We start from the raw sequence: 20,037 nt of genomic DNA, 5'->3' as shown, positions 1-20,037 counted from the left end.
TTTATAGCGGAATAAGGCATGCAGTTAGTAAAATTAGAGATTAAAGGATTTAAGAGTTTTGGTGACAAGATCACCATTAACTTTAACGAGGGTGTCACCGCCATTGTCGGGCCCAACGGATGTGGCAAATCAAACGTCGTAGATGCCGTTCGGTGGGTGTTGGGTGAACAGAGTACACGTATGTTGCGTTCAGAGAAGATGGAAAACATTATCTTTAACGGAACGGCAAACCGGAAGCCAGCAAACCTAGCCGAAGTATCCTTAACCTTTGAGAATAACAACAAACTACTCCCGACTGAGTTTTCGACCGTTACCATTACCCGTAAGCTGTATCGTAATGGCGACAGCGAATATCGTTTGAACGATGTGAAATGCCGTTTAAAAGATATTACGGACCTCTTTCTGGATACTGGTTTGGGTGCGGATACCTATTCGATCATCGAACTGAAGATGATTGACGAGATCATCAACAACAAAGACAACTCCCGTCGGAATCTGTTCGAAGAAGCATCCGGCATCTCCAAATACAAAGTGCGTAAGAAACAGACCTTATCCAAACTCAAAGATACCGAAGCCGATTTGGACCGCGTTGATGATCTTCTTTATGAAATCAACAAAAATTTAAAACAGCTCGAAACACAAGCTAAAAAAGCGGACAAATATTTTCAGCTCAAAGAGGAATACCGCGAAGCCAGCGTGGGACTAGCTTATTACCGTTTGGAAGGATTCAGCACAGATTTAGAACGCATTGCTGAACAAGAAAAGGTGCAACAAGAGCGTATCAAGGAAACATCGGCTAAAATAGAAAGCCATGAAAACCAACTACGTACTTTACGTGAAGACATTCTTTCTAAGGAAAAAAATCTCGCGACACAGCAAAAAAGTACCAACGAATACGTGAATAAGATTCGATCCTATGAATCGGATAAAAAGATAAAGAATGAACGTATCATTCATTTGCAGGAAAAAGAAACGCGGATTACGGCAGAACTTAACAACGACAAAAAGCAACTGGAACACGTTCAATACACGATAAAAAGATTGAATGAAGAGCTTTTTGAGGAACAAGGGAAACTGGATGTTTTTCGGTTAGATATTGAACGTAACCAGACCGAAGTGGAAGAGCTTAGGGGGCAACAGTCATCTGCAAAAGCGAAGCTAGACAGCTTTACACAGCAGAGCACCGAGCTTCAAAATGGTATTTATAAACTGGAAAAAGATATTGCTGTATTGAATATCCAAAAGGAAGCGTTACAACAGGAATCGGTACGTACGATGACGGATGCATCTGCTAAGGTCGAAGAGCTAAACGAGTTCAACAAAGCAGTGGAAGATTTGGAAGGACGTGTGGAAGAGCAGCAAAACCAATACGATGCGGTTACGCAAGCTGAAAATGAATTGCAGCAGCAAATACAAACCGTCGAAGAACAATTGAACGAAACGCGGGCACAGCTAAACCGGGAATCCCGTTTGGTAGATGCGAAGCAAAATGAGTACAACCTGACCAAGTCTCTGGTAGATAATCTCGAGGGATTTCCAGAATCCATTAAGTTTTTACGCAAAAATGCAGGTTGGAAGAAATCCTATCCCCTCTTTTCGGATATTCTCTTTTGTAAGGAAGAATACCGCGTTGCTATCGAAAACTACCTAGAGTCGGTGATGAACCACTATGTGGTACAAGACCAAAAAGAAGCCGTGCAGGCCATTCAGCTATTGAGCGATGCATCTCGCGGAAAAGCAAACTTCTTCGTGTTGGACGCTATCCAAACGGTCAAAACCAAGCCTCAAACGCCCGAAAATACGATTCCAGCGTTAGAGGTCGTCAAGGTGGATAAAAAATATAGCTTGCTCTGCGAGCAACTTCTACAACATGTATTTTTACTAAAACCAGAGGCTTCCGATAGCTTGGCAGAGACCTTACCTCAAGATGATCTGGTTATCTTACACCCCGAGGGAAAATTCTCCAAAAACCGCTTGGGGTTGAATGGAGGTTCCGTCGGTCTGTTTGAAGGGAAGCGGATCGGTAGAGCGAAAAACTTGGAGAGCCTATCCAAAGAGATCAAGGAGCTGAACCAGAAAATCGAAAAACTACAGCAGGACGAGGCAGATAATGTCGACAAATTAGCCGCATTGCGTATCGCCTCCCAAAAGGATGTTATCGATGAACTTCGTATGGTATTAAACCGCCTGAACAACGAATTGATTTCGGTAAAAACCAAACAAGAACAATATCAGACATTCATTACCAACAGCCAAAACCGGAAGCGGGATATTGAAAGCAAGATTACGGTCATCCAATATGAATTGCAAAAGGCGGAACCGGAACTGCAAATATGGAAAGTAGAAGCAGAATCGGGCCAAAAACAATTAGCAGAATTGCAAAATGCCTATGCTGAAATTGCCGAGGTGTTGAATGAGAAGTCGGCTTCCTTTAACCAAGAGAACATCCGTTTTCACCAACAGCAAAATAAAGTATCCAGCTTACAAAAAGATCTGGAATATCGAGAAAGTCAGCAAGAAGCCTTTGAAGCTAGAATAGAGAAAAATTCATTGGAATATGAACAGGTGAGCGTAGATATGAAAGATACTTCTCATCTTGTGGACCATAACGATGAAGACCTCGTAGCGATGTATACACAAAAAGAGGACCTTGAAAAAGGTCTTCAAGAAATTGAAGAGGATTTCTATACTACACGTCGTATCATCAACGAATTAGAAGAAGAAATTACGCAATTACGCCGTAGCAAAGATCAGGACGATTTCCTATTATCCGAATTAAAAGATAAGAAAACAGCTTTACAGATCGATCTCAATAGTTTAAAAGAGCGTTTATCGGTCGAGTTTAATATTGACATCAATTCCTTGCTTGAAGGTGATATGTCGGAAATTTCGGCTAGCCAAGAAGAATTGGCGACAGCCTGTGATAAGCTCAAAAAACAACTGGATTCGTATGGCTCAATCAACCCCATGGCGAAAGAGGCTTACGATGAAATACAAGAACGACATAACTTTATCTCGAAAGAAAAAAGTGACCTGTTGGATGCAAAAGCTTCCTTGATGGCGACCATCAATGAGATAGATCAAACAGCCAACGATAAGTTTATGTATGCATTCAATACCGTCCGGGAGAACTTTGTCAACGTATTCCGCTCGCTATTCAACCAAGAAGATTCCTGCGATATGGTATTGACCGATCCAGCTAATCCATTAGAATCGGACATTGATATTATCGCGCGTCCGAAAGGCAAGCGTCCATTGTCGATTAACCAATTATCCGGTGGCGAGAAAACACTAACCGCTACGGCATTGTTATTCTCACTGTACCTGTTGAAACCTGCTCCGTTCTGTATATTCGATGAGGTGGATGCTCCGTTAGATGATACCAACATCGACAAGTTCAATAATATCATTAAGGATTTCTCGAAGAACTCGCAGTTCATCATTGTTTCGCACAACAAACGGACAATAGCCAGCACGGATATTATTTACGGTGTCACGATGGTTGAGCAAGGCGTTTCACGTGTGGTACCCGTGGATTTACGAGATGTAGCTTAGCGTACTTTTTTACGATTTGTATCTATTTTGTTGCAGATTAATTTCTAGTGCGTATATTTGTCTGGAATCAGTCTAAATAAAATATACACTATGAAACAATTTCCCCTATTCGTGCTTTTAATAGCACTTCTATGCAGCAGCTTATCACAAACCGCCGATGCACATGCCCTTTGGATAGAATCATCTTCTCCATCTGCTCAGAAAAACACCGCACAGACTATAAAAGTCTTTTATGGCGAATATGAACACGGAACCAAGGATTTGGTTAAAGATTGGTATGCCGATCTGAGAGCACTCGAACTCTATATACAACATCCTAACGGGCAATCCACACGACTAGAGACCCATGTCGCGGATGACCATATTTCAGCCTCTTTTACACCTGAACTAGATGGACTGTATCTTATTCACACGACCCATGCTGCAGGTGAATTAGGTGGTAAAACCAAATATGTCTTTTCGGCTTCCCTTCCTGTTGTTGTAGGGGAATCGGATCTCATGATCACTAACCCGAAGGAAATAGACTTATTGGCTTTTGTCGCGCCTCGTGAACATCACTTGAATCACACGGTGGATATCCACCTCATGGACAAGGGCGACATTCCTGAATCAGCTAATGTTACGGTCATCAGTGCCGAAGGCTGGGCGAAAACATTTAAAACCGATGCGGACGGAAAAGTAAGTTTCACTCCTTTATGGAAGGGCATGTATGTCGTCGAAACCAGCAAATATCTTCCGAATGAGGGTGTTTGGAATGATAAACCCCATACGCATGTTTGGCAATCCGCAACTACCACGTTCCTTATTCATTAAATAAAAAGCCATGAGCCGATTAGACAAACTAATCGGCTCATGCATTATCAAAACATTCTTTTATGTAACCTAAAATTCAATATCATCTGCAGCACCGGCGGTTCCGTTTTGTTTTGCAAACCGTTCGCTGTATTCTTTTTTCTTCTGCTCCTGATAATCCATCATTTCGGCCATGATATTGAAATCATTCATGTATTTCACGCCAGTTCCATTCACTTGAGAGACGGTAAGTCCCAAATTATCAATTAACCACTGCGCACCGTCCATACCATTTGCATAAGCGGCCTCTACAGCTGCCTGGATTTCGAAAAAGTAATATTTATCTGATTCCAGTCTCTCCAAGTGGTCCGCTGCCTCTCCTTTAGGGACATCACTAACAGGTGCATGCTGCGGACGTAATGCGCCTAACTTCGGATGCTCCTTTACCTTACCGAAATAAGTTGAATATACATTGACCACATTATAGGTACTATCGTCCCGCATTCTGTTATTCCAGGTCGTCTGCGCTTCATCCCACATGGGTCTCTCCACCTCTAAAGCTTGGCAGATCTGCTCCTCTGTACATCCTTCACCGATTTTTGATGCCCCGGCAGCATAGTCAAAAAGAGTGATTCCGTGTACCGGCTGCATATTAGGATCGTTCGGGTCTTCCTTTGCAGTATTAGGTGTTACTACTCCAGCCGACGCCGCACCTTGATCGAAAATCTTTTGCATATCGCCTTGCGAATAGGCTTTCATCTGTTCTTGATGTGCCGTGCTATTCGTCTTGCTTTCCATCATTTCTTTGGCCATATCTTCCAAATTCCCGCTCAGATTCTTCAATAGTTTTTTAAACATGATTTTAAAATTAAAAGTTAAAAAATGTATTTACCAGGGTACGGCCCAGTTGTTATAATCATTCATCAACCGGTTATAAAAATTCCGATGTTGTTCCTCCATTCCGGGCAGTATGCTGTCCATTTGCGCGATCATAGCCTGCACATATTTTTCGTAGTCTGCCGTTGCTTTCTTTTGCCCTACCTCAGATTTCCGATATCTATAAGCTTCATATTCCACTTTGCAACGAGATTCAGCCAATGGTCGAGCGATATGTTCAATCATGCGGGCCTTAGAACCCGGATCAAAAGTATTCTGCGTCTGACAGAATTCACAGGTTAGGTAAGTCGCCGTAAAATAAAACTGCGCTAACTGTAATTTAGCACCACATTGCTTGCAATGGAATGCATTTCGTGCCGCTTCATATTCTTCCATAATCTCCGTATATTCCTTTTCAAGGTCGCGTTCCATAACGTCATCAAATGCATGTGTCATCATCCCCACCACCTTGCTTTGCCATTCGTTAAACAGTTGGCTCACCTGCATCATCTCCAAAGAATTTGCCTTGGACATGATCTGGTTTTGAAAGGTGTCCGATCCTTTTTGAATAATAGACGTAAATTGTGCGATAATGGCGCTTTTAAATTGCAGATAGCTCCGCTTGTAGGGATCGGTATCTGCATCGGCCAGTAATTGCGCCGACTCCTTTACTTCCACCAATATTTCCTCACATCGCGCCTCCAACTTACCAAAATATGTTTCAGCACGCTGCATCAATGCCGTTTGATTGGCTCTTGCATGCTCATCCCTTCCCCCCTCTTCCCCATTCATCTTTTTAAAATTAAATACGTTCCACATACGTTAGCTCCCTCTGATTTGCTTTGTATCTATTTTGAATTGTCTTCCTCCTTCATAATTATCCCGTCAGAAAGTTGCGTGGCGATAAATTCATATCCACAATACGCGCATTTCGTTAGGCCATCCCGCTTGGCACGCCCTGCTCCACACTGCGGACATTGCACGATAAGGGAGTCAGCGGGTTTTACCGCAACGGATTCCCGTTTTTGCTCCAATGCGATCCGTTTCAGTCGTTCGACCAACGAAATAGGCTTATCTTTATCCATCCTGTTTTTCTTATAATTTGGACAACAATGCTGCTTTTTTCTCTTTATACTCCTGTTCGTCAATAAGACCTTCGTCGAACAACACTTTGATCTGTTGCAGCTTGCCGCGCAAATCTCCCTCTACCGGTGGCTCTTTCGCTTCTGTCGATTGATTCATTTCCTTTAATAAGATTCCCATCGCTGCTCCCTGTTGCGCTCCTTGCTGCGCCATATTACCATCCTTGCTGATAGCGATGGCGGTATTGAACTGTTGAAATTTATCCATATTGTCGCCCAACATGTTCATGCCGGTCACCTTATCATAATACCCCGTTACCTCTTCCGGTAGTGTGACAGAAGTAACCGTAAATTGCGTGATCACAATCCCGAAATCCTGAAAATAAGGTGCAATGAGTGGTTCGATTTGAGCATTCAGTTGTGAAAGATTGCGTGCAACTTCCACTAAAGGAATCTGCGAAAGTGCCAATGCTTCCGCAAACTTTGGTGCAATGAAATCCCGCAACTGCTGTTGGAATTCGAAGATGGTTAATTCAGGATAGGTACCGGCATATTCTTTGAAAAAACGAGGCACATCGACGATCCGTACATTATAGCTTCCAAACGCCCGTATCCTTACCTGGCCAAATTTAGGGTCCGTTAACAAAATAGGTGCTGGAGTGCCCCACTTCAGGTTAACAAACTGCTTGACCGAGAAAAAATACACATCGGCCTTAAATGGGCTCTCGAATCCATACTTCCATCCCTTCAGCCTGGAGAGAATTGGGACGTTCTGTGTCGAGAGCGTATGTGTACCGTGCATCAATACATCGGCGATAGTTCCCTCATTCATGAACATAACCTGCTGGCTTTCCCGCACGATTAGCTTGGCGCCATTCTTGATTTCCTTATCACCATCTGGAACCTTCCACATCATCACGTTTGGATTATGCTCGACCCATTCCAGTATCTCTATAAAAGGTAATTTAGACGTTGCTGAACTCATATGCTTTGAAATTAGTACGCAGTATTTTTGCTTACTAAAAGTACGGCATAAGGTGCTATATCGTATAAATACAGCGACTACAAAACGACTACAAGAAACATAAAATACTTACAATCAGCTATATTACACATTATACAGTACGATCAGAATTTCCCATCGGCTCACTTAGTTCTTGTAAATAACGATCCAAATCAACGTCTTTATCGAGGTGTAATTTCTGTTTGATTCGGTATTTACTGACCCGTACACTCTTGGGTTCGATATGAAATGCTGCCGCCATTTCTTTGGTAGATAATTTTAAGTGCATGTAGGCACAATGCTTCAACTCAAGCGCGCTCAGCCGATCTCCCGATTGCTCCTTGAGCTTCTGAAAGAATTCCGGATGTATATTCTTAAATTCCCGGGCCGATTGCTCAACCCTTTCTTCCAAGCGCATCTCTTCCTTGATCATGCGATCAATGTACCCTATATTGTCTTCGGTCTCCAATTTTTTCATTTTTTCCTTCAATTGGAGCAACAGTCTATTCTTTCGTTCTATCTGTAGCGCATCCGCCATGGATTCCTTCTGTAGCTGTTCCATCTGCATACCCAACAGTTTTTGTTCGGAGAGCAACCGCGCCTGTTCCTGTTGCTGTAGCTGCAGCTGCAATTTGGATTGCTCCTCCATATCCTGCTTTTGTTGCTGCAGACGCAGATTCCGTTCGGTCTGTAGCTTATGTTTGTTTTTGAACGATACCCGGAGCAACAATAAACTGACCATTAATGAAATGCAAACACCAGCCAATAAATATAACTGGATCCTACGGTTGCTGGCGCGTTGCTCTGCATCCCGAATTTCGGCCATTAAGCGCTTATTCTCGTACTGCGCTTCCAGTTTATTTGCCTGCGCCATTCGCGCCTGATCAAATATTTTCTGATTAAATTCTTCTTTCTTTTTCTGGTAATACAGTGCTTTTTGGGAATCCCCCTGTCGGGCATACAGATCGCTCAGCCCTTGCGTCACGTTGGTCAAATTGTAATATGATGGTACTTTCGCTTCGATCAGGTGGATATACGAGTTCATCAGATAGCTCTCGGCTACTTGACCATTTCCCTCGATGGACGCTACCTCTGCCAACAAACCATTTACATTGGCCATCACATCATAATTCCGGTCAAACCTCTCGTACACGCGCCTAGCTTCCTCCGCATAATGGACGATACTTGCCCGGGTGTCCTCTTTTTTAGGCTCTCGATAACGAAAAAAATGATTTGCCATATTGATGTTGGCTATCGCATACGTCCTTACTGCAACCGCATCAGGGTGCTCGTGGTATACCTCCATCGATTGCTGGAGGTATTTCGGGATGCTGTCGAGATAATCGGTTTTCTGTTCCTGGTTATATTTAAACTCCATGACCACCGATTTGGCACTGTATGCATTGGCCAATAGTTCATAATCCTCTGCCAGTTTCGCCCTATCGATAGCCAGTTCGGCATATTTTTCGCAGCGTTCTAGATTGTTCCAGCCCGAATAAACACCATAAAGAATATAATAAGCCCTTGCTTCCAGTGCGGGGAAGGGATGGTCTCGCAAGACATCAATTGTTTTTTGGGCATTTTCGACCGCCAGTTCTCCAGCATTCAAATAATTGAAATAAGTTGCTTGGGTAACGTAAGCATAGGCCCTGTTAATAGGTAAGCGAACACTATCCGCCAACCTCCGGTTTTGATCGCTATATACCTTGGACGTATCGTAGTGCCCGACGACCAAGTAATGTTTACTAAGTTCCATCAACAACTTAGCACGTTGCCGTGGGTCGTCAGCAGATATGCTCAACGATTCCGCTTTTTTAAGAAATTTTACATTGCTGTCGTAGTCTGACTTTAATCGCGCTTGGTAGGCTTGGTCCAATAATCCAGCAATTGTTTCCTCTTGGGCAAAACCTTGCCAGATGATTATGGATAGCAGAAAACTGAAGTATATTTTTAATCTTCCCATAGATTGTTGGATGGCGCGCAGCGCGTTAAAGAATGACATCGGTCGATTTCTTTATCTGTATACCGTATATTTCCTGAAGCGCTTTAAACTGCTGCTGCGTACTGTCTTCAAAACCGCTTATGGGTGACATACAATCTTCCAGCAAGGTGATCCGCGAAGTAATCTCGCGTTGGTCTGCAAAGTGCTCGAGAATCTGTTCGGCTGATGCCAGCACACAATGGCTAGAGGCCTCTCCCGCAATATAGATTGCGTCATATTCCACCATTGCATCCAGTACGGTATGGTTGACATACTGCTCGCGATCGTATTCCGCCTTAATGATGCCATACATCTCCGTATATGGATTCTGCCCTTTGTATACCAATACGGGTGTTGTTTGACGTGCAGCTGCATGAAAATAGAGCATCTTGGTAAACTCACTTTCCAGTTTCGCCCCAAAAGTACCCTCCAAGCAATGGTAGGGCCATATACACAGTTGCTTCTTATCGCCGGACGCTAAGTTGTGGAGGTATTCCAACGAACGTTCCGTTTCGCCGTTGGCTGCTCTCCAAATACCGTTCGCTACATCCGCGTAAGTAATAATAGTAAAGGGCTGTGGATACTTCCCCTCTTGGTCCAACCACCACGCAGGATGAAAAATCTGCATCATCGAATGGCAGTCCAAACTACAGATCACCTGCGTAAGCGACTCCATATTACGATATATCCATTGTGTTAGTCGTTGCACATCCCCTTTGGAGCCTGGTACAGCAAGGCTACCTATACCCTCCATAAAATCATGCTGCACATCGATGGCCAGTAGCAACGTCCGTTTCTTATCCCGTTGCGCGGGTTTGGTATTTTCAGCTTGTGCCAGAGCGAGGATATCCGTCATACGCTCCCGACTTTCGAAGGAAGCAATATGGTCTATATTAATAATCTGTTCGTAAGCGGTCTTCATATCACACAAAAATTTAAACATTAAAAAAACTGATACCGTTTACTCCGCGCTAATCGAATAGCTCGTCTTTACTGATACGCTTTATGGTATGTTTTTTAGTTTGTAGATAATAGTACGCATGAACCAATAAACAGATTCCCCAGATAAAAAGGGTAATGTTCAATGTTCCGATCTTTTCGTGCGTGCTCGGAAATCCAAACCAGAACCAAGCATAGGATATTAGCTGATATTGTAAGAACGTGATCAGGTGGAAACGAAACCCTACGTCATAAATGGGTAGATATTCGTTGTCTTTCTTACCGAAGAATCTGCCAGCAAGAAACATCACAAGCGCAAACAAGACGGCTATCGGGATAATAAAATTAAATTGTGCATTGGTCAAAAGACTACTTAAAGCCACTCTAAAGCCCATGGTACACAAAATAGCAACAATGCCAAATTTGATTAGGGGTGGGGTTAATGTTTTCATGCTAAAATTGTTTTAATATCTTCGTGAAAAAATAAATTTATATTTCGTCGGACGAATCGGCTAAACAGCTCGATACCGAGTTCTGTTAGAAAATAGTACTTTCGGTCCGGCCCCTTATTTCCTTTACGCAATTCATGTCCCACGATTTCCACGTGTTCAAATTTCCGAAGTACCCTATAGAGGCTCTGCTCTTCACAGCTCATACTTCCCTGTGATTTTTCAACGACGAACGTTTTAATCTCGTCCACATATTTCGGTTCTTCTTTCAAAGCAAGAAATATCCATAAGGTCAGCTGACCCTTTTTGTAGGTATCCTCCCATGCTTTTAGCAATTCATCTAAATCGGTATCAACGCTTTTAATCATCATGAATTATTCAACTTGTATAATACAAGTATATGAATATCTTTTAAAGATGCAAAATAATTAGTAGAAAAATTTACAATAACAGGATGATTTCCTACCCGTGTTATTAATAAGACAAGGTGGTATTGAACTTAATTCCGTAACTTTAAAAGAAATAATAAGATACTGTCATGAAACTTAAGCATATTATACCCTATAGCAGTAGATTGACTTTCTTTCTACTATTCATCCTCTCGATCTCCTGTGCACAGACAAAATCCGACAAGGGTTCAAACGTTGTGGATGGGCATAAGGCCATTAACCAAGCAACCGATACGGCTACGTTTGCTGCCGGTTGTTTCTGGTGTGTAGAAGAGCAATTTAAACAATTAGATGGCGTAGTCGCCGTGGTATCTGGTTATACGGGCGGTCATGTCCGCAATCCAACATATAGACAAGTGACTACCGGCAGAACGGGACATGCTGAAGCCTGCAATATCATTTACAATCCCGCCGAAATCTCTTACGACGAACTGTTGGCGGCCTTTTTTGTTGCACATGATCCTACACAGTTGAACCGTCAAGGCGCAGACGTTGGCACACAATACCGGTCAGCCATTTTTTACCATAACGCCGACCAAAAAAAACTGGCCGACTATTACATCAAACAATTAAATGACGAAGGGGCATACGATAATAGCATCGTGACAGAGGTGAATCCCTACGGTAAATTTTACAAAGCAGAGGATTACCATCAGGATTACTATGTCAATAATATGAACGAGGCTTATTGCCAAATGGTCATTAAACCCAAGCTGGAAAAATTCAGAAAGGTTTTTAAAGGAAAACTGAAACAGGAATAAGCTTTAGCATAATCAAGGTAAGAGGCATTGCTCGTATTACACGGCCAAAATCCATCTTACCTCAAAGATATCGATTATTTCAACCAATTTTTGGCTATCATCATCAATAATGGTAGGATGCTCTTTACCGCGTCTAAGTTTTTCAATCACTGCCTGCCTTTCCTCCACAGTCTTACAATGCAGAAAAACAGCCATATAATTGCCCAGTATTCTTCCTTCATTGTGTACAAGATCTGAGCCGTGTACAATGATCCTATCGGAAAAAAGCGAGCCGATAACGATAGGTTTTTCTGTGACGGATAACCCTTCTTTTTCAAAAGTTTCGAACTGAAGTGAACCGCCAAAGCAAGTTTGGTAATATGTGAGTGCTTCTCTGCAATTACCGGAAAAAGTAATAAAGACAGCACTCACGTATTTACGAGCATTCGGGACGATCATAGCTTATTGCCCATCAGGTATTTCCGGTTCTACCAGTTTTATTAATTTATCAAGCGATTCCTGCCAACCTAAGTAACACATTTCTGTAGGAATCATTTCCGGAATTCCCTCCTGTACCACTTTCAATTCTGTCCCACACGAAACCTTATTCAACCATACGGTGGTTGTCATTTCTCCCGGCATTGCAGGATCGTCAAACTTATCGGTGAATTTTATAAACTCATTGGGCGTTATTTCCACATACGTTCCCCCAAAAGAGTGGCCGTTGCCTGTACTGAAATTAATAAATGTCATATGGTACTTCCCTCCTACCTGAAAGTCCAATTCTTGTACGGTACATAAGAAACCGTAAGGTGGCAACCAAGTTGCATGTGCTATTGGATCTGAAAATGCCCGAAATACCTTTTCTGGGCTTGCCTGAATTACCCGGTGTAATGAAACTGAATTTTTCATGATATTAAAATTTTAAATGATGATTGATGTTATTAATCTGCTAATCTATCTTAGCCGTTGTTCTTTATTTTAGGGTTATATATATAAGAAATAACAAGTATTCCCAACGCGATCAATGGCAATAGCATATAACCTATATTTTGGTCTACAAAGGCATGACTAATGAACGCATAGATCAAGCTAAAGGTAAGACCAGCATAGGCCCATTCTTTTAATTTAGCAGGCACTCCAGGATAGGAAATCGCCAAAACACCAAGTGCTTTACAGATAATCAAAGTGTATGCAAAGTAATCGGGATAGCCTAAAGGTTCGGTACCCATCGTCGCATACTGAGGCGAAAATATCAAGGTACTAAGTGGCATAATGCCTTCCCAAAGGATGATGATGGTCGTAGCCACCCAAAAGATTATTTTATTCCTTTTCATTTTTGTAAAAATTAATAGTTTATTATTGTGTTTTTTAAAATTTCATTATATTATTATAACTTACAATACAAAGTTACATGCAAGTAAAACATCTAGGCTGTTGTGAAAACGACAGCCTTAGGGGTAAATTATGACAAAACTATTTGCTAACTTGTCATCCTAAATAATTCCGTCGCTATGCAGATTTCTGTCTTTGTTCCTGAATATGGTGTTATAGAAGCCGTGACACCGCCATTCAGAAGCCTTCAAACGGCCAACGAGTTTTTAACCGTATTCGGCAAGAAGCCCGTCTTTACAGTAGAGTACGTCGGCTTGCGGGATTATGTACCAGCCAACAATGGAGAATACATGATCAAAACCAATAGACTACTCAAAGATGTAGTCGAGACGGACTTATTGATTATTCCCCCAACCTTTGGCGATACAGTCAAAGGAATCCAAGCCAATGCGGAGGCAATCCCTTACTTTAAAAAGCTATATGAAAAAGGTTCAAGCCTGGCCAGCTTATGTATCGGTGCCTTTCTTTTAGCTGAAACAGGCTTACTTAGCGGCAAGAAATGTTCTACACACTGGGCACATGTGAACGAATTTAAAGAAAGATATCCTGATGTGGAAGTCGAAGACGGCGCGATTATCACCGAGCACGACAATATTTATAGCAGTGGAGGAGCAAGTAGCTTATGGAATCTTATCCTGTATCTGGTTGAAAAATTTTCCGATAGAGAAACTGCCATTATGATTTCAAAATATTTCGCACTGGATATTGGCAGGGATAATCAATCCCAATTTGCGATATTCAAAGGCCAGCGGAATCATGGTGACGATGCTATTCAAAAAGTGCAGGACTATATTGAAACGCACTATCAGGATAAAATATCCATCGAGATGTTAGCCAATTTAGTTCATATAGGCCGTCGGACTTTTGAAAGACGATTTAAAGAAGCCACCAATAATACCCCGATCGAGTATATCCAGCGGGTACGGATAGAAGCTGCCAAAAATTTCTTTGAAGCATCCCGAAAGAACGTCACCGAAATCATGTTTGATGTAGGCTATACTGATACGAAAGCGTTTCGGGATATCTTTAAGAAGATTACGGGACTGACCCCTATTGAGTACAGAAATAAGTTTGCGAAGGTGGCAACTGAAGTTTAATCGAATACCGTATGAAGCATGTATAAGTTAACACAAACCAAAAAAAGTACATTTTTATAAATCCAAACGTAACCGTTCGTCGTAAATGCTATCATAAAGATATCAATATAAATAAAAAACGGTTATGAAACACACACACAACCTCAAAAGACTTGGCAGTTCAAGACAATGAGCGGCCAGACAAAATCCTTCAGCGAAGGAATTTTCTAAAGCTAGTAGGAGCCGGAGCCACGGGTATAGCACTTCTCAGCGTTACAGGATGTAATAAAGATGATTCGCCACCAGATGATATGGGCGGCAAAGGCTTTTATTTCGGTAGTGGAGATATAGCAATATTAAACTACGCTTACGCGCTTGAACAATTGGAAGCAGCTTTTTATATCGAAATGATCAAAAACCCTTACTCGAACATATCAGAATGGGAGAAAACGCTTTTCACGGATATCCGCGATCACGAAATAGCACATCGGGAGTTTTTCAAAAAAGCATTGGGAGACAAAGCTATAGATTCGTTGGAATTTGATTTTTCTAAAGTAAATTTTTCGAGTAGAGAGAATGTTCTAGCGACGGCAAAAGTATTTGAAGATTTGGGCGTATCAGCATACAATGGTGCGGGATGGTTAATTGCCAATGGAGATTATCTTCTTTTGGCTGGAAAAATAGTGTCGGTAGAAGCTCGCCATGCAGCACTGGTTCGTGATCTAATTGACAACGGTAGCTTTGCTGACAGCGAAGTTATAGATAGCAATGGTTTAGATGTGGCTAACAGCCCGACCAAGGTATTACAGGCTGCAGCTCCTTTTATAAAATCAAAAGTTGATGTAAGCGATTTACCAACTTATTAATTCACTATTAAACGTAACGATCATGAATCTTTTTCAAATATTTGATACAATAGCGACTGTTGAACCAGAATTCAACGAGCGCATCAGTCCACGCCGCGAAGCCATACGTAATATGATGTCCTTTGGTAAAAAAGTTAGTATTGCGGCAATACCATTTGTATTGAGCGACTTAATAAAAAGGGCATATGGACAGACCGCTCCAACGGATGTGACCGGTGTCCTTAATTACGCATTGACATTGGAATACCTTGAAGCAGAATTTTACACATTGGCTGCAGAAAAGTCAGGACTCATTCCCTCTGGAAGGCCTTTACAAGCTATTAAAACAATTCGGGATCACGAAGTAGCGCACGTCGGCTTTCTAAAGGAGGTCCTTGGTAATGCAGCTGTAACTAAGCCAACATTTGATTTCACCGCTGGTGGCACATTTAGTTCTGTGTTTAGCGATTATGATACTTTTTTAGCGTTGGCGCAAGCTTTTGAAGATACTGGTGTACGGGCATATAAAGGCCAAGCAGGTATCCTTAAAGGCAACCAGGTCGTACTCACTGCGGCTTTACAAATCCATTCCGCAGAAGCACGGCACGCATCACATATCAGACAGATGCGACGCGCGCGTGGTGGCGCTGCCGAGAATCAAAAACCTTGGATTACAGGGGCTAACGATAGCGGAATTGGATCGGTTGTCGACCCGATATATGCGGGTGAAGACAATAAAGTCCAAGCTGGCGTCGATATTACTATGCTATCAGGGGTTTCTGGTAAGATTTCTGTTAATGCAGCGACGCAATCATTCGATGAACCACTTACAGCCGATAGTGTCTTAGACATTGCCGGATTATTCATAGTACAAGATTGATGTTGGGACGATAGTGTGTTGTCCATAGTTAGGCCTGTTTCGAAAGAAACGGGCTTTTTTATAAAAGTGGAATAGACAGTCTATTAAATATTGCCGATTACACGTAGTTCCGTCAGGGTTGGTACTGCGCTCCCACCAATTTTCTCTATCGTGATAGCAAATGCTTCTGCAGAAGGTATAGTACGCATCGTATACATCGTTTGCGTTTCCGACAAGGGCACCAAACCGGCATCGACGGGATTTCCGTCCACGATGGCCCAAAGCTGATATTGCTTACCTTCTGGCGCTGGTGGTAATTGATCGGCAATAAGATATACAGATTTCTCTTCCGTATCCCAATATACCCTAGCCCTTAGATCGGAATGGCCCGGAGTGCCTTCTAGTAATATCGACCTAACGGCTGGTCTATTAATGATCTCCCACTGCGCATTGGATGAGGACAGCAATTTTTCTGCTTGCTCCTTTTGTACATTTGCGGCTAATAAATCTTGCTGTACGACTCTATTATCGCGATACATATAAATGTTTATTGCGACACTTATTGCCAATAGCAAACCCGCCACTGCCAAAAGGCTTCTGCTTCGAGGTGTCAGCTTAGACCTTGATTTATTTCGGAACGTGGCTGATTCAGGTTCCTGCTCCAATGTTACCTCGGCTTGTTGGGCTGGCAATACATTGCTACCCGTACTGATTCTATTCCAGATATCATCCTTTAAATGCTCTGCAGGTCGGACTGCTTGGGCCGTAGCCATGGCCTCCAAGGCAATCTCCGCTTCCACTATAGCCTGCTCTACCTCTGGGTAACTTTTACGCACACATGCCAATAGACTAGCTTCCTGCTCCGTTGCGAGTCCCAGCACGTATGCTTCAATAATCCCTGACGATATGTATTCTTTAATATCCACGGCTATCGGTATTCATTTAATATAACCTTCAATTCCAGCAATGCTGCTCGGATTCTAGTCTTGACGGTTCCTAACGGCAGGGCCAGCCGATCGGCTATTTCCTGTTGCGTATAACCTTCGTAATAGGCCATCTGAATCAATAATCTCCACTCTGGTTTTAGGCCCCTTATAACGTCTTCTATTCCAATATAGTCTGATTTTTTTTCATGTTCCTTCACGAAGAACTGATGATTCTCTGTATTATTTACGATTTCTGGAAGCGACTGGTTTTTTTGCTCATTTTGGACAGTTTTAGACTTGATGTAGTCAATGGCAGCGTGCCGAGCAATGTTGATCATCCAAGTGTACAACCTTCCCTTTTGGGGATCGAATTGAGGCATCTTGTCCCAAATATTAACAAATACATTCTGAATAACCTCATCGGCATACTGTCTATACGACACAATCCGTAAGACGACGCCATATAGCGCGTCGGAATAATTATCATAGAGGTAATTAAATGCGCGTCGATCCCGCTTCTCTAATAAAGAAATCAAGTCCTTCTCAGCTATATATTGGATAGGGCTCAAGACGTAATTGTTCGATCAAATGTAATAATAATATTTAGAATATACCACATTTTGCTAATCGTTTGTATGACAGACGATGGGTCGGGGAAGAATTAGTAAATTCAGGAAGATGCACAGAGGCGCTAAAACAGCAGTAAGCTCCTGACATAGTTTGCCGCACGCCTATGCGCCTGTTTCGCGATATCGCTCTCCGCCAGCGTGCCCCCTTCTAATGCCGAATAATGTTCATCGTCATGCATCGGCTCATTGGCAATAGTTTCGTTTGTCGTGTTCCGTTCTTCCCGCAGATTTATCATCTCTTGGCTGCTTTTTGGCAAATAACTTTGCTGTTCGTCGAACTCTTTTCTTTCGTCTTTCATAACTTTTCTATTGTTTGTTCAAAACAAAAATAAACAGGTTAATGACAGCAGTATGTCAGTAACTAGCGCATCGTTGCTCAATTGTGAATTTTTTTTTTCAGGTCAATTAAACTCGGCGCTTTTTTCTTCTTTCCCCATTTCCGGTTGTACCCTATCAAAAAGTCCGCTAAAGGGAGGCTAGCACAAAGCATGGAACATATGAAAGCAAAAATTTTGCTGGATAGCTCTATAAAAGAGCCCGCAGAAAAACGGTTTTGGCTACAAGTATCCGGTTTTGAGATACAAAAAGAACACATTTTAGAATGATCTTTGCATTGTCACTATAAAAAAGAAGAACAATGAATAAAATAGCATTTGTAACCGGCGGAAGCCGTGGTTTAGGAAAAGATATGGCACTGCGCATTGCCGAAAAAGGACTAGATGTGGTCCTGACGTATAAAAGCAATAAAGAAGAAGCTGCCAAAGTGGTGGAAGCCATCGAAAACAAAGGACAGCAAGCGTTTGCGATACAACTGGACACTTCAAAAACAGACAGCTTTGATGCCGTGATTGCAGAAATCAAAACCACGTTAAAAGAAAAACGCGGACAAGAAACGATTGATTTTTTAGTTAACAATGCAGGCATTGGGCTCGGAAATTCTATTACAGAAACCACAGAAGAGCAGTTCGACACGCTCTCGAATATCCACCTCAAAGGCGTATTTTTCTTGACACAAAAACTTATCCCTCTCCTCAACGAAGGTGGAGGAGTTATCAACGTCTCTTCCGGTTTAGCCAGATTCTGTATGCCCGGATATGCTGCCTATGCCATGATGAAAGGCGGCATCGAGGTTTTCTCCCGTTATTTGGCAAAAGAACTGGGCAGCAAAGGCATCCGGGCGAACACTATCGCTCCCGGCGCTATCGAAACAGATTTCGGCGGCGGCGCCGTTCGTGATAACGAGCAATACAATAAAGCCGTTAGTTCGGTCACAGCTTTAGGTCGCGCAGGTTTAGCCGAAGATATCGGTGGCGTTGTAGCATTTTTATGTACGGAAGATGCCCGCTGGATCAATGCACAGCGCATTGAAGTTTCTGGAGGCATGAATATTTAACAAAAAAGTAAAAAGAAAAGTGGAAGTTTGTATCTTCTGCTTTTCTTTAATGGATCAGTGCATATGAACGAATTAATCCGAATCGAAACGATTACTGAATTTCACCGATTAAACGGCATACCCCTTCCCGATCATCCGCTTATCAGCGTCGTAAACTATGCTGATCTGCATAAGGTAGAAGGCCATTTTCATTATTTGAAATCGTTTTATAGTATTGCCTTGAAAAAAGACGTCATCGGGAAATACCGTTACGGACAGCAATCCTATGATTTTGACGAGGGCTTAATGACGTTTTTTGCTCCACAGCAAGTACTCCAAGTCCAATACACCAAGGACGATGTGCATCGCTCGCCCTCGGGATATATCTTACTTCTTCATCCCGATTTTCTTTGGAATACCAACCTTACAGAGAAGATGAAGCGGTATGAATTCTTCGGATATGAAGTCAATGAAGCCCTATTTCTATCCGAAAAAGAAGAAAAAATTATTCTCGAAATATTCCGACAGATTCAGCAGGAGTATTCGGGCAATATGGATGATTTTAGCAAAAACATCATTATTTCCCAGATTGAATTGCTGCTTAACTATTCCGAACGTTTCTACAAACGGCAGTTTCTCACTAGAGATCAAAACAACCACGAAGTCCTAACGCGGTTCGAAAGCGTACTGGATCGTTATTTCAAGAGCGATACCTTGATGGAAAAGGGCTTGCCTACCGTGCAATATCTGAGTGGTGAACTCCATATCTCAGCGGATTACTTAAGCAGCACGCTAAAACACCTTACCGGACAAAATGCCCGACAACATATCCAACATAAAGTCATCGAACAGGCGAAAGAGAAACTATCGAATACACCACTTTCCGTCAGTGAGATAGCATACCAGCTAGGCTTTGAATATTCGCAATCGTTCAGCAAACTATTTAAACAAAAAACAAAACAAACACCCTTGGAGTTTCGGAAGCGCTTCGACCTAAATTAGCCCGTCAAGGCCTCAGAACCTTACGATAGATTTCTTTATCTTTTAACCTTCATCCCCGAAATAACGA

The 20,037-nt window shown here is 42.3% G+C and carries 22 protein-coding genes; 8 read left to right on the top strand and 14 right to left on the bottom strand.

The window, feature by feature from the left end; genetic code table 11:
• The first annotated feature begins 18 nt into the window (after nucleotides 1–18).
• Together smc and FXV77_RS14790 are read left to right on the top strand one after the other, a co-directional pair.
• Nucleotides 19–3,555 (top strand): chromosome segregation protein SMC, encoded by a 3,537-nt coding sequence (gene smc / locus FXV77_RS14795; RefSeq protein ID WP_148920010.1) that lies wholly within the window; start codon nucleotides 19–21, stop codon nucleotides 3,553–3,555.
• 90 nt (nucleotides 3,556–3,645) lie between these two features.
• Nucleotides 3,646–4,368, top strand: a complete 723-nt coding sequence (locus tag FXV77_RS14790; RefSeq protein ID WP_148920009.1) for a DUF4198 domain-containing protein — start codon at nucleotides 3,646–3,648, stop codon at nucleotides 4,366–4,368.
• A 69-nt stretch (nucleotides 4,369–4,437) separates the two neighbouring features.
• Here FXV77_RS14790 and FXV77_RS14785 read toward each other — a convergent pair whose 3' ends face one another.
• The 8 genes from FXV77_RS14785 to FXV77_RS14750 all read right to left on the bottom strand — a co-directional run bounded on the left by FXV77_RS14785 (nucleotide 4,438) and on the right by FXV77_RS14750 (nucleotide 11,048).
• Entirely contained in the window at nucleotides 4,438–5,205 is a 768-nt protein-coding gene (locus tag FXV77_RS14785; protein ID WP_148920008.1) for a DUF6620 family protein, read from the bottom strand.
• Nucleotides 5,206–5,235: 30 nt separating this feature from the next.
• Complete coding sequence (locus FXV77_RS14780; RefSeq protein WP_148920007.1) at nucleotides 5,236–6,015, bottom strand: hypothetical protein; 780 nt, start codon at nucleotides 6,013–6,015, stop codon at nucleotides 5,236–5,238.
• Nucleotides 6,016–6,071: 56 nt separating this feature from the next.
• Complete coding sequence (locus FXV77_RS14775) at nucleotides 6,072–6,308, bottom strand: hypothetical protein (RefSeq protein ID WP_148920006.1); 237 nt, start codon at nucleotides 6,306–6,308, stop codon at nucleotides 6,072–6,074.
• Between the two features lie 10 nt (nucleotides 6,309–6,318).
• Complete coding sequence (locus tag FXV77_RS14770; protein WP_148920005.1) at nucleotides 6,319–7,290, bottom strand: SPFH domain-containing protein; 972 nt, start codon at nucleotides 7,288–7,290, stop codon at nucleotides 6,319–6,321.
• Nucleotides 7,291–7,420: 130 nt separating this feature from the next.
• Nucleotides 7,421–9,310, bottom strand: a complete 1,890-nt coding sequence (locus FXV77_RS14765; RefSeq protein WP_148920004.1) for a hypothetical protein — start codon at nucleotides 9,308–9,310, stop codon at nucleotides 7,421–7,423.
• Nucleotides 9,297–10,211, bottom strand: a complete 915-nt coding sequence (locus tag FXV77_RS14760) for a cysteine hydrolase family protein (protein WP_148920003.1) — start codon at nucleotides 10,209–10,211, stop codon at nucleotides 9,297–9,299. Before FXV77_RS14760 ends, FXV77_RS14765 begins: the two co-directional genes overlap by 14 nt.
• 49 nt (nucleotides 10,212–10,260) lie before the next feature.
• Nucleotides 10,261–10,680 carry a hypothetical protein gene (locus FXV77_RS14755; protein ID WP_148920002.1) on the bottom strand — a complete coding sequence of 140 codons (420 nt, stop codon included), beginning with the start codon at nucleotides 10,678–10,680 and terminating at the stop codon, nucleotides 10,261–10,263.
• Nucleotides 10,677–11,048, bottom strand: coding sequence for a PadR family transcriptional regulator (locus FXV77_RS14750; RefSeq protein ID WP_222867802.1), 372 nt, complete (start codon nucleotides 11,046–11,048; stop codon nucleotides 10,677–10,679). The genes FXV77_RS14755 and FXV77_RS14750 overlap by 4 nt, the downstream gene beginning before the upstream one ends.
• 167 nt (nucleotides 11,049–11,215) lie before the next feature.
• Between FXV77_RS14750 and msrA the strand changes: the two genes are divergently transcribed.
• A complete protein-coding gene (gene msrA / locus FXV77_RS14745) occupies nucleotides 11,216–11,887 on the top strand; it encodes a peptide-methionine (S)-S-oxide reductase MsrA (RefSeq protein WP_148920001.1) in 672 nt (223 codons plus the stop codon).
• Nucleotides 11,888–11,923: 36 nt separating this feature from the next.
• On the opposite strand, the gene FXV77_RS14740 is transcribed toward msrA, so the two are convergent.
• Genes FXV77_RS14740 through FXV77_RS14730 form a run of 3 tightly spaced genes read right to left on the bottom strand, consistent with a single transcriptional unit; the run spans nucleotide 11,924 to nucleotide 13,203 of the window.
• A complete protein-coding gene (locus FXV77_RS14740) occupies nucleotides 11,924–12,325 on the bottom strand; it encodes a VOC family protein (RefSeq protein WP_148920000.1) in 402 nt (133 codons plus the stop codon).
• A 3-nt stretch (nucleotides 12,326–12,328) separates the two neighbouring features.
• Entirely contained in the window at nucleotides 12,329–12,778 is a 450-nt protein-coding gene (locus FXV77_RS14735) for an SRPBCC family protein (RefSeq protein ID WP_246162480.1), read from the bottom strand.
• Nucleotides 12,779–12,828: 50 nt separating this feature from the next.
• Nucleotides 12,829–13,203: a DoxX family protein gene (locus tag FXV77_RS14730; protein ID WP_148919998.1), complete on the bottom strand. Its 375-nt coding sequence runs from the start codon at nucleotides 13,201–13,203 to the stop codon at nucleotides 12,829–12,831.
• A 177-nt stretch (nucleotides 13,204–13,380) separates the two neighbouring features.
• On the opposite strand from FXV77_RS14730, the gene FXV77_RS14725 reads away from it, so the two are divergent.
• The 3 genes from FXV77_RS14725 to FXV77_RS14715 all read left to right on the top strand — a co-directional run bounded on the left by FXV77_RS14725 (nucleotide 13,381) and on the right by FXV77_RS14715 (nucleotide 16,062).
• Nucleotides 13,381–14,358 (top strand): GlxA family transcriptional regulator, encoded by a 978-nt coding sequence (locus FXV77_RS14725; RefSeq protein WP_148919997.1) that lies wholly within the window; start codon nucleotides 13,381–13,383, stop codon nucleotides 14,356–14,358.
• Nucleotides 14,359–14,510: 152 nt separating this feature from the next.
• On the top strand, nucleotides 14,511–15,203 hold the full coding sequence (locus tag FXV77_RS14720; RefSeq protein WP_148919996.1) for a ferritin-like domain-containing protein: 693 nt from the start codon (nucleotides 14,511–14,513) through the stop codon (nucleotides 15,201–15,203).
• 112 nt (nucleotides 15,204–15,315) lie between these two features.
• On the top strand, nucleotides 15,316–16,062 hold the full coding sequence (locus FXV77_RS14715) for a ferritin-like domain-containing protein (protein WP_317132159.1): 747 nt from the start codon (nucleotides 15,316–15,318) through the stop codon (nucleotides 16,060–16,062).
• 83 nt (nucleotides 16,063–16,145) lie between these two features.
• Here the strand turns inward: FXV77_RS14715 and FXV77_RS14710 are convergent, their stop codons facing one another.
• The 3 genes from FXV77_RS14710 to FXV77_RS14700 form a co-directional block, all read right to left on the bottom strand.
• A complete protein-coding gene (locus FXV77_RS14710; protein ID WP_148919994.1) occupies nucleotides 16,146–16,967 on the bottom strand; it encodes an anti-sigma factor in 822 nt (273 codons plus the stop codon).
• Nucleotides 16,968–16,969: 2 nt separating this feature from the next.
• Nucleotides 16,970–17,536 (bottom strand): RNA polymerase sigma factor, encoded by a 567-nt coding sequence (locus FXV77_RS14705; RefSeq protein WP_148919993.1) that lies wholly within the window; start codon nucleotides 17,534–17,536, stop codon nucleotides 16,970–16,972.
• A 122-nt stretch (nucleotides 17,537–17,658) separates the two neighbouring features.
• Complete coding sequence (locus FXV77_RS14700) at nucleotides 17,659–17,895, bottom strand: hypothetical protein (protein WP_148919992.1); 237 nt, start codon at nucleotides 17,893–17,895, stop codon at nucleotides 17,659–17,661.
• 338 nt (nucleotides 17,896–18,233) lie between these two features.
• On the opposite strand from FXV77_RS14700, the gene FXV77_RS14695 reads away from it, so the two are divergent.
• Both FXV77_RS14695 and FXV77_RS14690 read left to right on the top strand, forming a co-directional pair.
• Entirely contained in the window at nucleotides 18,234–18,989 is a 756-nt protein-coding gene (locus tag FXV77_RS14695) for an SDR family NAD(P)-dependent oxidoreductase (RefSeq protein WP_148919991.1), read from the top strand.
• Nucleotides 18,990–19,052: 63 nt separating this feature from the next.
• On the top strand, nucleotides 19,053–19,970 hold the full coding sequence (locus FXV77_RS14690) for a helix-turn-helix domain-containing protein (RefSeq protein WP_148919990.1): 918 nt from the start codon (nucleotides 19,053–19,055) through the stop codon (nucleotides 19,968–19,970).
• Nucleotides 19,971–20,037 lie beyond the last annotated feature (67 nt).

Source organism: Sphingobacterium phlebotomi, assembly GCF_008180195.1.
Lineage (GTDB): Bacteria > Bacteroidota > Bacteroidia > Sphingobacteriales > Sphingobacteriaceae > Sphingobacterium > Sphingobacterium phlebotomi.
The sequence above is the reverse complement of the archived record's forward strand: the minus strand, read 5'-3'. Positions and strand labels throughout refer to the sequence as shown.